At 61.3% G+C, this 14661-nt stretch carries 10 protein-coding genes; 4 read left to right on the top strand and 6 right to left on the bottom strand.

Going from position 1 to position 14661, the window contains the following annotated elements; genetic code table 11:
• Positions 1–223 precede the first annotated feature (223 nt).
• On the bottom strand, positions 224–4075 hold the full coding sequence (locus tag AC07W0_RS00735) for a sensor domain-containing protein (protein ID WP_102616970.1): 3852 nt from the start codon (positions 4073–4075) through the stop codon (positions 224–226).
• Between the two features lie 285 nt (positions 4076–4360).
• Between AC07W0_RS00735 and ettA the strand changes: the two genes are divergently transcribed.
• Both ettA and gdhA read left to right on the top strand, forming a co-directional pair.
• On the top strand, positions 4361–6025 hold the full coding sequence (ettA, locus tag AC07W0_RS00730; protein ID WP_017848266.1) for an energy-dependent translational throttle protein EttA: 1665 nt from the start codon (positions 4361–4363) through the stop codon (positions 6023–6025).
• 300 nt (positions 6026–6325) lie between these two features.
• Positions 6326–7663: an NADP-specific glutamate dehydrogenase gene (gene gdhA, locus AC07W0_RS00725; RefSeq protein WP_017848265.1), complete on the top strand. Its 1338-nt coding sequence runs from the start codon at positions 6326–6328 to the stop codon at positions 7661–7663.
• Here the strand turns inward: gdhA and AC07W0_RS00720 are convergent.
• The 5 genes from AC07W0_RS00720 to AC07W0_RS00700 form a co-directional block, all read right to left on the bottom strand.
• On the bottom strand, positions 7660–8157 hold the full coding sequence (locus tag AC07W0_RS00720) for a GreA/GreB family elongation factor (protein WP_017848264.1): 498 nt from the start codon (positions 8155–8157) through the stop codon (positions 7660–7662). The two genes, gdhA and AC07W0_RS00720, sit on opposite strands and share 4 nt — an antisense overlap.
• A gap of 70 nt (positions 8158–8227) precedes the next feature.
• A complete protein-coding gene (locus AC07W0_RS00715; RefSeq protein ID WP_102616969.1) occupies positions 8228–8584 on the bottom strand; it encodes a hypothetical protein in 357 nt (118 codons plus the stop codon).
• Between the two features lie 94 nt (positions 8585–8678).
• A complete protein-coding gene (locus tag AC07W0_RS00710; protein ID WP_079444759.1) occupies positions 8679–8984 on the bottom strand; it encodes a chorismate mutase in 306 nt (101 codons plus the stop codon).
• Between the two features lie 34 nt (positions 8985–9018).
• Positions 9019–10872: an Lnb N-terminal periplasmic domain-containing protein gene (locus tag AC07W0_RS00705; RefSeq protein WP_046381989.1), complete on the bottom strand. Its 1854-nt coding sequence runs from the start codon at positions 10870–10872 to the stop codon at positions 9019–9021.
• Positions 10873–10964: 92 nt separating this feature from the next.
• Complete coding sequence (locus AC07W0_RS00700; RefSeq protein ID WP_017847319.1) at positions 10965–11453, bottom strand: DUF3015 domain-containing protein; 489 nt, start codon at positions 11451–11453, stop codon at positions 10965–10967.
• 267 nt (positions 11454–11720) lie between these two features.
• Between AC07W0_RS00700 and AC07W0_RS00695 the strand changes: the two genes are divergently transcribed.
• A complete protein-coding gene (locus AC07W0_RS00695) occupies positions 11721–14159 on the top strand; it encodes a Lon protease family protein (protein WP_017847320.1) in 2439 nt (812 codons plus the stop codon).
• Positions 14160–14338: 179 nt separating this feature from the next.
• Positions 14339–14656, top strand: a complete 318-nt coding sequence (locus tag AC07W0_RS00690) for a PA4575 family protein (RefSeq protein ID WP_017847321.1) — start codon at positions 14339–14341, stop codon at positions 14654–14656.
• Positions 14657–14661: the final 5 nt, after the last annotated feature.

Raw genomic sequence — 14661 nt, 5'->3', positions numbered from 1 at the left:
GGGGCAGAAAAGGAAGGCATTCTAACCTAATGGGTTTTAGATGGCATATGAAAGGACGTCATGTCGCGGACAAGTGGTGTTCATCTGGCGGGGGGGACTGTGCCGCTGCCATCGGGAGCAAGCGCCCTCCCACATTTGAATGTATTAACAAATCGAAGTGTGGGAGGGGCGGTGCGACGATTCGACGTGCTCCCGATGAGGCCAGCGGCTTCACCACAAACTCTCAGTCGAACATGAACAGCGCATCATTGCTGAACTGCGCCGCGAACCGATTCGGCGGCATCGGCCGCCCGAACAGATAACCTTGCACCTCATCGCAGCCATGCTCGCGCAGGAAGTCCAGTTGCTCATGGGTCTCCACGCCCTCGGCGATCACCGCCAGGTTGAGGCTGTGGGCCATGGCGATGATCGCGCGGGCGATTTGCGCATCCTGCTCGCCGGACGGCAGGCCGTCGACGAAGGTACGGTCGATCTTGAGTACGTCGATGGGGAATTGCTTGAGGTAGTTGAGCGACGAATAACCGGTGCCGAAGTCGTCCACCGCAATGCTCAGGCCGAGGTTTTTCAGGCTGGCGAGGATCTGCATGGCTTCGTTGACTTCGCGCATCAGGATACTTTCGGTCAGCTCCAGCTCCAGGCACGCTGGCGGCAGGCCGGTGTCCTCGAGGATGCTGGCGATGCGCTCACCCAACTGACCATCGGAGAATTGCCGCGCCGAGATGTTCACCGAGACTTTCGGCACCCGCACCTTGTTCTGGTGCCAGCTCTTGAGCTGACGGCAGGCTTCGCTGATCACCCAGTCGCCCACATCCACCACCAGGCCCAACTCTTCCAGCACTGGAATGAAGTCCCCTGGCGGCACCAGGCCACGGCGCGGGTGGCGCCAGCGCAGCAAGGCTTCGGCGCCGGTCAGGCGTTTGCCGTCGCCGCTGAATTGCGGCTGGTAATAGAGCACGAATTCGTTCTGGTCGAGGGCGTGGCGCAGGTCGCTTTCCAACTCCAGGCGCTCCAGGGCGCTGGCGTTCATGTCGGCCTGGTAGAACTGGAAGTTGTTCTTGCCACGCTCCTTGGCGTGATACATCGCAGTGTCGGCGTTTTTCATCAACTGGCTCAGCTCGTTGCCGTCCTGCGGGCTGAGGGCGATGCCGATACTTGCGGTGACGAAAAACTCGCGGCCTTCCAGCACGAACGGTCTGACCAGGCTGGCGAGGATTTGCTCGGCCACGTGAATCGCGCGGTTCAGCGCCATTTCGCGGCTGATCCGCGGCTGCAGGAGCAGGGTGAACTCGTCACCGCCCATGCGCGCCACGGTGTCGTCTTCGGCCACGCAACCGAGCAGGCGGGTAGCCATCTCCTTGAGCATGCGGTCGCCGGCGGCGTGGCCCAGGGAGTCGTTGATCGGTTTGAAGCGGTCGAGGTCGAGGAACATCAGCACCACCCACGACTTCTGCCGTTCGGCCGACTGCAGCGCGGTGTGCAGGCGGTCCTGGAACAGCGTGCGGTTGGGCAGGTGGGTCAGGGCGTCGTAATAGGCCAGGCGGTGGATGCGCTGTTCGCTGGCCTTGCGCTCGCTGATATCGCTGAAGAAGCAGACGTAGCTGGCCAGGTCGCCTTCATCGTCGAACACGGCGGTAATGCCGACCCAGGCCGGGTAATGCTCGCCGTTGCGGCGCTTAAGCCACACTTCGCCTTCCCAGGTGCTGTGCTGGTGCAACTGCTTGAGCACATAGCGCAGGTGGGCTTCCTGCTGCTCGTCGACGGTGAGCATGTTCGGCAACTGGTCGAGCACGTCCGCCACGGCGTAGCCACTGACGCGGCTGAACGCCTCGTTGGCCTGCACGATATAGCCGGCCGGGTCGGTGATCAGGATCGCCGACGTGGAGTGCTCGAATACCGTGGCGGCCATGCGCAGGTCTTTCTCGGCGCGGCGCTGCTGGCTGATATCGCGGCCGACGCCGAGGATGCCCTCGAAGGCGCCGTGCTCGTCCCACACCAGCACCAGGCGCAGCTCGATCGGAACTTTACGTCCGTCGGCGCGCAGGCAGTCGAACAGGTACAGTTGGGTGTGGATGTCATCGCGCAGCTTGGCCAGCGCCTCGGCGTCGCCCAAGGCCCGGCTGACTTGCTCGACCAGGCTGTAGATGCCGGCCAATTGCTGTGGGTTGGCGATGATCGACTGCCAGCCATTCTTGAACACCCAGTCCACGTCATACCCCAGCACGGCGTTGACCGAGGGGCTGATGTAGTTGAGGGCGAGGCGGCTGTCGGTGGAGCAGATCACGTCGCTGATGCTTTCGGCCAGCATGCGGTAGCGCTGTTCGCTGTCACGCAGGGATTCGCTGGCCTCGATCTGATCGGTAATGTCCTTGGCCACGCCGATGATGCGCGTGACCTGCGCGGTCTTGTCCCCGGCCAGGGCTTGCTCGCGGATATCGAAGCGGCGCCATTGATTGTTGCGGTGGCGAAAGCGCAACTGGCATTGCAGTTGGCTCGAATAACCGGCCTGGCGCTGCTGCTGGCGCAAGTCGTGGTAATGCTCGGCGTCCTCGGGGTGCAGCAGGATTTCCCAGAAGTACTCGCCCATTTGCTGCAATTCGGCCTTGTTATAGCCGAGGGTGTGGCCCAGGTGGTGGTTGCTGAAAATCATCCGCTGGCTGATCACATCCTGCACATACAGGTGATCGGGCACGGTTCGCACCACGTCCGACCAGAAACTTTCGCGCTCCACCAGCGACAGTTCGATCAGCTTGCGGCTGGTGATGTCGCTGATGCTGAGGATCACCGCCTTGAAGTCGTCGCGCTGTTCCGGCAGGCGCATCACCAGCCACAGGTATTGGTTGTTGCCGAGCACATCGTTGAGCTGGATTTCCAGTTCCAACTGGTTCTGTTGGGTCAGCACCGCCTCGAGCACCTGATAGCCGATGGCCGTGGCGTTGCGTGGGCAGTCATCGATCAAGCGTTCCCAGGCTTGCTCGCACGAGCTGACGTTCAACAGGCGCACCGCCACCTGGTTGACCTCGGTGACGCGCAATTCCTTGAGCAACTGGCGACGCGCTTCGGGGTTGCCCTGCAGCCACCCGTGCAATTGCTCGCGCGTGCGGATCTTGGCCTTGTCGAAGAACGCGTTGAGCCCCGACAGGTCAAGCACGCACAGGGCCACGCCGGTGCCTTCGAAAATATCCTGATAACGCCGCCGACCTTCGTTCACCTGGCGCTGGCGGCGGCGCATATTCAACAGCACGATCACCGGCACCAACGAGAAGGCCAGGCCCAGCAGGCACTTGCCGATAAACGCCGGCAGCAATTGTTCCAGCACGGCGTTACGGTCGAAGAGGCCGCGCAGTTGCCAGTCGCTTTTGCTCAGTGGCGTGACCAGCACGCTTTTTTTCAACTCGTCCGGGGTCAGGGCGGCGGCCAACTGTGTTGGCATGCCGCTGTCACGGCTGACCACGTGGTGGTTCAGGCGATTCTCGACGGCCCACATCGGCCGCTGGCCCTGGCCATCCTGGCGGGTAAGGTTGGCCAGGTAGTTCGGCGCCAGGCGCAGCGCCCAGTACATTTTCGAATCGCCACTGGGCTGATGCAGCAGCAGATAGATGATGGTGCCGTTGTTGTCGTTGCTCAGGTAGTAGGGCTGGGAATGGCTGCGCTTGACCAGTTCCTCGAGGAAGTCGCTGTCCTGGCTGTCTTTGGCCGTGTCGCGGATCATCGCGCCGCTGGGGGCGAGCAGCGCGAAGCTGCGCAGTTCCGGCAGAGAGCGTTGCAAGCTGAGCATCAACGCCTGTTGCTGTTCGTCGTTGCGCGGCGGCTCGACCATCGGCAACAGATTCAGCGCGATCTGTGCGCTCAGGGCCATGTTCAGGCTGATCTGTTCCGCCAGGTCGGCGCTGTAGTCGATGGTGTATTGCTGCTGGTTTTTCTGGTTCTGCTGCAGTTGGTCGAGCAGTTGCCAGAACAATAACGCGAGCAACATGAGGACAAGCGTCGCCAATGCGCCTTTGAGGGTGCCGTGCAGGGGCGCTCCCGGCGCTATGTGAGCGGCGCGCAGGGGAGTAGGCGGCGTGACGTTGGACAAACTGTGATCCTGCGGTTTGGCTGGACTGGCGCGCGACATGCACTATAAGCCGGGCGCCCGGAGGGCGGCTAGCATGCCTTGACTTGTGGCAAAGTGCCAGTCCTGCCTGGCTGGACTGCCCTGGCGCATTCAGGTAGCTTTGCCGGTTACGCGGGGGCGTTCCAGCCCCAGACAATCAGGCTTTTTCCGCTCGCAGGCATTGATCAAGGTCAACGGCCCGCGCGGCGCATGGTCTGGCACGGGCTTCGCCCGCTCAATTCATCAGTCACTGACGCTAGGTTCACCATGGCTCAATACGTCTTCACCATGCATCGGCTGGGCAAAGTTGTTCCGCCGAAGCGGGAAATCCTGAAAAACATTTCGCTGTCTTTTTTCCCCGGCGCCAAGATCGGCGTGCTCGGCCTCAACGGTTCGGGTAAATCCACCCTGTTGAAAATCATGGCCGGCGTCGATACCGAGTTCGAAGGCGAAGCCCGCCCGATGCCCGATCTGAACATCGGCTACCTGCCGCAAGAACCGATCCTGGACCCGGCCAAGACCGTGCGCGAAGTGGTCGAAGAAGCCGTCAGCGTGATCAAGGACGCCCAGGCCCGCCTGGACGAAGTCTACGCCGCCTACGCCGAACCGGATGCTGACTTCGACAAGCTGGCCGCCGAACAGGCCAAGCTCGAAGCCATCCTGCAGGCTGGCGACGGTCACAACCTCGATCGCCAGCTGGAAGTCGCCGCCGATGCGCTGCGCCTGCCGGCGTGGGACGCCAAGGTCGAACACCTGTCCGGTGGTGAGAAGCGCCGTGTGGCCCTGTGCCGCCTGCTGCTGTCGGCTCCCGACATGCTGCTGCTCGACGAACCGACCAACCACTTGGACGCTGATTCCGTCGCCTGGCTGGAACATTTCCTTCACGACTTCCCGGGCACCGTGGTTGCGATCACGCACGACCGGTACTTCCTGGACAACGTCGCCGGCTGGATTCTCGAACTCGACCGTGGCGCCGGCATCCCTTACGAGGGCAACTACTCCGGTTGGCTCGAAGCCAAGTCCGACCGTCTGGCCGCCGAATCCAAGCAGCAATCGGCCCACGAAAAAGCCATGAAGGAAGAACTGGAGTGGGTGCGCAAAGGCGCCAAGGCCCGCCAGTCCAAATCCAAGGCACGTCTGCAACGCTTTGAAGAAATGCAGTCGCAGGAATTCCAGAAGCGCAGCGAAACCAACGAGATCTACATCCCGGCCGGTCCGCGCCTGGGTGACAAGGTCATCGAATTCAAGAACGTGTCCAAAGGCTATGGCGACCGCGTGTTGATCGACAACCTGTCGTTCTCCATGCCAAAAGGCGCGATCGTCGGCGTTATCGGCGGTAACGGTGCGGGTAAATCCACACTGTTCCGCATGCTGATGGGCAAGGAAACCCCGGACTCGGGCACCATCGAAGTCGGTGAAACCGTGCAACTGGCCTGCGTGGACCAAAGCCGCGAAGACCTCGACGGCAGCAAAACTGTGTTTCAGCAGATTTCCGACGGTTCCGACCAGATCCGTATCGGCAACTATGAAATCCCGTCGCGCACCTACGTCGGCCGTTTCAACTTCAAGGGTGGCGACCAGCAGAAGTTCGTCAAGGACCTGTCCGGTGGTGAGCGTGGTCGCTTGCACCTGGCCCTGACCCTGAAAGAGGGTGGCAACGTCCTGCTGCTCGACGAACCGTCCAACGACCTCGACGTTGAAACCCTGCGTTCCCTGGAAGAAGCCCTGCTGGACTTCCCGGGCGCCGCCATTGTGATCTCTCACGATCGGTGGTTCCTCGACCGCGTCGCGACCCACATCCTCGCGTATGAAGATGACTCGCAGGCGGTGTTCTTCGAAGGTAACTACACCGAGTACGAAGCGGATCGCAAGAAACGCCTGGGCGAAGCCGCTGCCCAGCCGCACCGTGTACGGCACAAGAAACTGGCCTGATTCGGGTCGGTTTGGAAAAAGCGGAGCCTTCGGGCTCCGTTTTTTTTGCCCATTGCTTCCTGACGAACATCGATCAAATGTGGGAGGGGGCTTGCCCCCGATAGCGGTTTTTCAGTTGGTGCATGGCGCCGTTTTGAAATCCCCTTTTAGGTGCGATAAATGCCTGTTTTTCAGGTTTATTTATATCAAATGCACCATTTAAATTCACAAAGGCGACATTTTGCCCTGTCGCGGTGCGACATGAATTGATAAAGTCCGGCTCAATCGCCCTTAACGACAATAAATTTGCCGAGACTTTTCATGATCGAATCCGTTGAATCCTTCCTTGCCCGCCTGAAGAAACGCGACCCCGACCAGCCGGAATTCCATCAGGCCGTAGAAGAAGTCCTACGCAGCCTGTGGCCGTTTCTTGAAGCCAATCCTCACTACCTGACCTCGGGCATCCTGGAGCGCATCTGCGAGCCGGAACGTGCGATTACTTTCCGGGTGTCGTGGGTCGATGATCACGGCAAGGTTCAGGTCAACCGCGGTTTCCGTATCCAGATGAACAGTGCCATCGGCCCGTACAAGGGCGGCCTGCGCTTTCACCCGTCGGTCAACCTGGGCGTATTGAAATTCCTCGCCTTCGAACAGACCTTCAAAAACTCCCTGACCTCGTTGCCCATGGGCGGCGGCAAAGGCGGCTCGGACTTCGACCCCAAGGGCAAGAGCGACGCCGAAGTGATGCGCTTCTGCCAGGCGTTCATGAGCGAGTTGTACCGCCATATCGGCGCCGACGTGGACGTCCCGGCCGGCGATATCGGTGTGGGCGCCCGCGAGATCGGCTTCCTGTTCGGCCAGTACAAGCGCCTGAGCAACCAGTTCACCTCCGTGCTGACCGGCAAAGGCATGACCTACGGCGGCAGCTTGATCCGCCCCGAAGCCACCGGTTTCGGTTGCGTGTACTTCGCTGAAGAAATGCTCAAGCGCGATGGCCTGCGGGTCGAGGGCAAGCGCGTGGCGGTCTCCGGCTCCGGCAACGTGGCGCAATACGCGGCGCGCAAGGTCATGGACCTGGGCGGCAAGGTGATTTCGTTGTCCGACTCCGAAGGCACCCTGTACGCCGAAAACGGGTTGACGGAGGAGCAATGGTCGGCGCTGCTGGAGCTGAAAAACGTCCAGCGCGGTCGCATCAGCGAACTGGCGGCCCGTTACGGCCTGGAGTTCCGCGCCGGTAAAACCCCGTGGGAACTGGCGTGCGACATCGCGCTGCCATGCGCCACCCAGAACGAACTCGACGCCGACGCTGCCCGCGCCCTGTTGCGCAACGGCTGCCTCTGCGTGGCCGAAGGCGCCAACATGCCGACCACCCTGGAGGCTGTGGATATCTTTATCGACGCAGGCATTCTGTTCGCCCCGGGCAAGGCGTCCAACGCTGGCGGCGTGGCGGTGAGTGGCCTGGAAATGTCGCAGAACGCCATGCGCCTGCTGTGGACCGCCGGTGAGGTGGACAGCAAACTGCACAACATCATGCAGTCGATTCACCACGCGTGCGTGCATTACGGTGAGGAAAACGGCCGGATCAACTACGTGAAAGGCGCGAATATCGCCGGCTTCGTCAAAGTCGCCGACGCGATGCTGGCCCAAGGCATCGTCTAGGTCTCGGCCTCGATGCGCAGCACTTCGATCAACTGATCGCCGACGGGGCGCTGCCACAGCACCTCGTCGCCCACCCGGGCCCCGAGCAGCGCCCGACCCAGGGGCGAACCCCAGTTGATCAGGCCCGCACCGGCATCGGCCTGGTCTTCACCGACCAACTGAATGCGTTGTTGCTCGTCCTGCTCATTGGCAAAGGTCACCCAACTGCCGATCTGCACCTTGTCGGTGGACACGGCTGGCGCCACCACCTGGGCACTCTGTAGCCGCTGGTTGAAGTAACGCAAATCCCGCTCAAGGTCGGCCTGGCGCTGTTTGTCGGCCTGTTCGCCCTTGGCGGATTCGACGCTGTATTCCTGCTGCAACTGCGCGACCTTGGCCTGTAACTGCGCCAACCCGCGCGCGGTGAGGCGATTGGGTTGCTCGCTGACCTGACGCTCGACCGGTGGGTCGGCCTGGGCGGCGGCGCTGTCTTCATTCACAAAAGCTCGGCTCATGACAGGCTCCCTCTATAGCGTTTGGGCCATGTTCGCCGCACTTAAGTTTCGACGAATGTCTGAAAGCGACCTATTGCGAGCGATAAGCCTTGGCTGCGTCGCGATCCTTCTCCTGCTGCCAGGCGCGCTCGCGCTCGTCCCAGTGACGATCTTTGTAGTCGCGCAACCCTTCGTTTTCGCGCATGGCCTTGCACTGGCGAAAGCCATCTTCCCAGCCTTCGGCGTATACGCGGTCTTTCAGATAACGCGGCACATTCTTACGAAACTCCCCGGTGATCACCCCCGCTGCCTGGCGACCACTGCTGCAACCGTCATCGAAGCCATCGGCAAACGCCGGTGGATAACCCTTGGCCAGCAACTCCTGATGGGTCGATTGGCAACCCGACAACCCCAGCACCGCACACAGCATTACTGCATACCGCCACATTACTTGCTCCCTGGCCGTTTCACGGCTGATAGGGGAAGTTTAGAAGGGGATTCGTCGGGGGGATGTGAAAGGGGGGTGAGAAAGGTGTTGGGTGCTATGTCGTCTGATGGCTGGCCAGCGCAGCATGCTCAGCCAATTCTTGCTGGATAAACGCCGCAATCATCGCGCGGTACACCTGTTCGGTGACGTCGGGATTGGCGCCGACCGTTTGGGACAGATTGCGCACTTTGCTGATCACCTGTTCGACGCGCTGTGGTGCCTTGACTCCGTCGGTGTCTTTTTTGAAGCGTGCCGCCTGGGAAACGTAGTGGCCGCGTTCGGCCAACAGGCTGACGATTTGCTGGTCGAGGCGGTCGATGTTGCTTCGGACTTCTTCAAGGGTGGTGCAGGTAACGGCCATGTTGAGTGAACTCCTGATTCTGGTTGGGCGTTGGTCAATAGTGATACCACTTCATCTCAAGCATTACCTCATTCACCGGCGTCGACAAGTGGCTGTACTCGCGCTGGGCGCTCAGGCGCAGGCCGAGGTTGCGCGACAATTCCCACTGCTGGTTCAGGCTGATGCTGCGCCGTACTTCGCCATTGGTGAAGAAATCTCCCTTGGCTTCCAGGCTCAGGTTGCCCAGCGGGTTTTTCCACAGTACGCCGGTGTTGAAACCGGCAGCGGGGGAGATGGCTTCGCTGAAGTCGTTGTTGTGTTCCACGCGCACGGTGCCGAGGGCGAAGCCGAGCATGTCGTCGCGCAGTTGCCAGGTGCCGCCGGCGCCGCCGTTGACGTGGGCGACCAGGGTTTCATCGTCGTGTTTGCCCGGCACGCGTTCCAGGCCACCGGTGACTTGCCATGACCAGGGTTGCAGCAACGCGTTGCGCGGAGTCAGGGAGCGGATGGTGGCCAGGTCCAGTTGCTGCAGTTGCCAGTGGTTGCCTTCGTACTGGCGCAGTTTCATTTGCAGGATCTCGATCTGCGCGCCGAGGGGGAAGCCTTCGGCGTTGTCGTTGAGGTCGTGGTAGGCCATGCGCAGGCCGTATTCGCCGAAGGCTTTGTCGCCACGCGTGCCGATGCCGGCTTGCCAGGTGCGTGATTCATGGCCGGTTTCCGGCAGGCCTGGGGGCGTGATCTTCAGGTCGGGCGCGGGGTTCTGGTTGATTGCACGCAGCAGTTCGAAGCTGCGTTGGGAGCGTTCGGTGTCGCGCTCCAGGCCATTGGCGCGGTAGCGGCCGAGGCGGTAGGCGGCGTCGATGATCAGCGCCTGGCGCTCGCGCGGCAACGCTTTAAACGCGGGCGCCTGCAGTTGTTTCTGGTCGTCGCTGACTTTCAGCACCCATTGCTGCTCGTCGCTGTCCAGCGGTTTGGCGCGTTCCAGCAACTCGCGCTCACGGGACGGGCGATAGTCGATCTTCTCGACCAGGCCGGCATCTTTCACGGCCTTGACCGTGTCGGTGGGGATTGCAGTGAGCGGGAATTGCTCGGTCAGGCGCAGGCCGGGGCGGGCCACTTGCAGCAACTCCAACAGGCGGTAGGAGCAGTTTTCGTCGAAGAAGAAGTAGTCGAACTGGATCTGCTTGAGTTCCCACACGTGCTCGACCATGCGCTCGGTCTCGACCTGGGTCAGGTTCAGGCGGTATTCCCACAGGTCGCGGTTCTCCAGGCTGCGGTATTCGGAGAGTTTTTCCTGGTAGGGCACCAGGGCGAACAGGCCGGGGTAGCCGCCCATCAGGCCTTTCCAGGCGTAGAGGATGCTGTTGTCCGAGCCTTCGATGTACGCGCCGAAGTTGATCGCATAGCTGAGCAGCGCGGTGTTGTTGCTCTGCACGTCAGCCTGGTCGATGCGCAGCAGGGTGTGGCCGAACATCGATGAAGGGCTGTTGAGGTAGGCCGCCGGGAAGATCATCACCGCGCTATGGGGCGCGACGTCCTTGAACCATTGCTTGAATTCGTTGCAGCCCACGGCGGGCAGGTCGGTCAGTTGCAACCGGTCCTTGAGCCAGCGGGTACGTGCGGGGTAAACGCATTGCGCATGTTTTTCACCCAGGCTGGCCGGCGCGTAGAGCGCGTCGACGGTGGCCTTGAGTTCGGCATCCGGGTGATGGGCGCCATCGGCGGCGAGGAAGAATTTTTTGTCGCTGACATAGCTGCGCCAGCCACTGACTTTGCCGGCTTCGTAATGGCCCAAGGACAACCAGAACGGATCGTTGGCCAATTGCTGCAAACGTTGATCATCAAGATGCGGCGCCGCATACAACGGGGCGCAGGCGAAGAGTGCCATCCAGGCAAGGCGTTTGAGCATAGGGGCAACTTAAGTCGGAAAAAGTGAGACCCAAGCGGGGAGGCGGGTCCAAAAATAAGACCCGCGCCTTGGAGGGCGCGGGCGGCTCGAGCTTAAGCCTGGGTTGCGTATTTCGCCAGGCGGGCATCACTTTTCAGTACAGCCAGGGTGTTGTTGTGGACATCCTCAGCGGTCACGTCGGCCTTGCTGAAGATTTGCTGGAAGTGTTCGTGGGTCACGGCAGAAAAGTGCTCGCGATCTTCCGGTGCAACGCCCAGTACCACGGCATAGGTGGTCAGCGCTTCGCCATTGCCTTTGGCCATGTCTTCGGACAGCTCGTTCATCATGCCATTCATGGCAATCCACGATTTGCCGCCGTAGGTCAGGGCGCTGTTGGTGCTGCAACCGTTGGTGCCCGAGGTCATGCCGAAGGTAGCGTTGCCCGAGGTGCCGTTGGTGGTGGACGCCAGGAAGTGCGCCGGCGTGCCGCGCTGGCCTTCGAACAGCATGTTGCCCCAACCGCAGTTCGGGCCACCGGGTGATTCAGCCATTGCGTTGAGGGAAACGACGGTGAAGAGAGTACCGAGAAGGATCCGTTTCATAGCTTTGTTCTCTTTGTGTGCAAACCAATGGACAAGGGTTCAGGCGCAGTAACGCGCCTTAGGGGCCGGTTATTAGTCCAGCCCGCGCAGTTTGGAGTTTAGGCAGGTTCCAGGGGTTCCGTGATTTTTAATAAAACAATCAGAGATATCTCGATTTTTTTGTAGGACGCAGCCCGTGTCTATGCTTTACCTCAGGCGCGCCTTGCCAGAGCGCGTAACAGAGAGCCAGAATGCCGCCATCTGCCCCGCCTGATGTAAGGAAGCCCGATGCCTGATCCTGTTGCTGCCAGCTTGCGTCTAGCGCCCGAAGCGCTGACTCGCCCTTTCTCCGCTGAACAGTTCAGCTTCTCGACCACCAATGATTTGGAGCCCTTTCGCGGTGTGCTTGGCCAGGAACGTGCGGTTGAAGCCTTGCAGTTCGGTGTGGCCATGCCACGCCCCGGTTACAACGTGTTTGTCATGGGCGAGCCGGGCACCGGTCGCTTTTCGTTCGTCAAACGCTACCTGAAGGCCGAAGGCAAACGCCTGCAGACCCCGTCGGACTGGGTCTATGTGAATAATTTCGATGAACCCCGCGAACCCCGCGCCTTGGAACTGCCGGCAGGCGGCGCCGCGGCGTTCATCAGCGACATCAACGGCTTGATCGACAACCTGGTGGCGACCTTCCCGGCAGTGTTCGAACACCCGACGTATCAACAACGCAAAAGCGCTATCGACCGCGCGTTCAACCAGCGTTACGACAAGGCATTGGACGTGATCGAACGCCTGGCCCTGGAAAAGGACGTGGCGCTGTACCGCGACAGTTCCAACATCGCGTTCACCCCGATGCTCGACGGCAAGGCGCTGGACGAGGCCGAGTTCTCGCAGTTGCCGGAAGTCGATCGCGAGCGCTTCCACACCGATATTTCCGAACTGGAAGAACGCCTCAACGAAGAGCTGGCCAGCCTGCCGCAGTGGAAGCGTGAGTCGAACAACCAACTGCGTCAGTTCAACGAAGAAACCATCACCCTGGCCCTACAGCCATTGCTGTCACCGTTGTCGGAAAAGTACGCAGAAAACGCTGCCGTATGCGGTTACCTGCAAGCCATGCAGGTGTACTTGCTGAAAACCGTGGTCGAGCAATTGGTGGACGATGCCAAGACCGACGCCCAGGCCCGCAAGCTGCTCGAAGAACAGTACTGCCCGAGCCTGGTGGTCGGCCATCCGGTCAACGGCGGCGCCCCGGTGGTGTTTGAACCGCACCCGACCTACGACAACCTGTTCGGCCGGATCGAATACAGCACCGATCAGGGCGCGCTCTACACGACCTATCGTCAGTTGCGTCCGGGCGCCTTGCACCGGGCCAACGGCGGGTTCCTGATCCTCGAAGCCGAGAAGATGCTCAGCGAGCCGTTTGTGTGGGACGCCCTCAAGCGTTCCCTGCAGTCGCGCAAGCTGAAGATGGAGTCGCCGCTGGGCGAGCTGGGCCGCCTGGCCACGGTGACGCTCAACCCGCAGATGATCGCGTTGCAGGTCAAGGTGATCATCATCGGTTCCCGCCAGTTGTACTACGCGTTGCAGGACGCCGATCCGGACTTCCAGGAAATGTTCCGCGTGCTGGTGGATTTCGACGAAGACATCCCGATGGTCGACGAAAGCCTCGAGCAGTTCGCGCAGTTGCTGAAAACCCGCACCTCGGAAGAGGGCATGGCGCCGCTGACCTCGGACGCGGTGGCGCGCTTGGCCACTTATAGCGCACGCCTGGCCGAACACCAGGGGCGGTTGTCGGCGCGCATTGGCGACTTGTTCCAACTGGTCAGCGAGGCGGATTTCATTCGCCACCTGGCGGGCGACGAAATGACCGACGCCGGCCACATCGAACGTGCGCTGAAGGCCAAGGCCACGCGCACCGGGCGGGTGTCGGCGCGGATTCTCGACGACATGCTCGCCGGGGTGATCCTGATCGACACCGCCGGCGCGGCGGTCGGCAAGTGCAACGGGCTGACGGTGCTGGAAGTCGGCGATTCGGCGTTCGGCGTGCCGGCGCGGATTTCCGCCACGGTGTACCCGGGCGGCAGCGGCATCGTCGACATCGAGCGTGAGGTCAACCTCGGCCAGCCGATACACTCCAAGGGCGTGATGATCCTCACCGGTTACCTGGGCAGCCGTTATGCCCAGGAATTCCCGCTGGCGATCTCGGCGAGTATCGCGCTGGAACAGTCCTACGGTTATGTGGACGGCGACAGCGCGTCCCTGGGCGAGGCCTGTACCTTGATTTCGGCCTTGTCGAAAACCCCGCTCAAACAGTGTTTTGCCATCACCGGTTCGATCAACCAGTTTGGTGAAGTGCAGGCGGTGGGCGGGGTCAACGAGAAGATCGAAGGTTTCTTCCGCCTCTGCGAAGCGCGTGGGCTGACCGGCGAACAAGGCGCGATCATTCCGCAGGCCAACGTCGCCACGCTGATGCTCGATGAGAAGGTGTTGCAGGCCGTGCGCGCCGGGCAATTCCATATCTATGCGGTGCGCCAGGCGGATGAGGCGTTGAGCCTGCTGGTCGGCGAGCCGGCCGGTGAGCCGGACGCAGAAGGGCAATTCCCCGAAGGCACGGTGAATGCGCGTGTGGTCGAGCGTTTGCGCGCGATTGCCGAGATGATCAGCGAGGAAGACTTGAAGGAAGCTGAGAAGGAACTGGCGCTGCACGCGCAGGCGGAAGCCAAACCGAGCTGATCGGTTAGCCCGCCACTAAATTGACTCCAGGTTGGGGGCCAACGCCCGTTGGTCTCTACAACCTTGGTTTATCGCGTTTTTCTTCTATTCTGAGCACTAGGGATATCCACCGGAGTCGCAGGATAGAAACAGTCTCGCCGTGCTTGAGGCTGAACGCCGATCTACCGAGGGTCGCCGCCATGCCGCGCAACCTTTGCCTGACCCGCCAGTGTCTGGGCCTGGGCACTCGCATCGAATGCTCCATTCGCCCTCTCGCGGGGGATAACGGGATGTGGACGTTGTTGTTTGCCGCTGGAATGACCGGCGAGCAGCCTTCGACCATCAAATCCCAGGGACCGTTTCCCGGGCCGTTCGTGGCCGAAACCTTCCTGCAATCGATCGTCGAAAACCTGACCCAGCAAGGCTACGAGCTGGCGCAGGAGCCGCAGATCTGGTGCCTGCATCTGCAGGCCCACCTGCGCCAGCTCAATAACGGGCAGGAATGCCTGGCCCTGTAGGCCCG

The sequence above is a fragment of the Pseudomonas sp. GW704-F2 genome (assembly GCF_059423025.1).
This window is presented reverse-complemented; position numbering and strand designations above follow the sequence as displayed.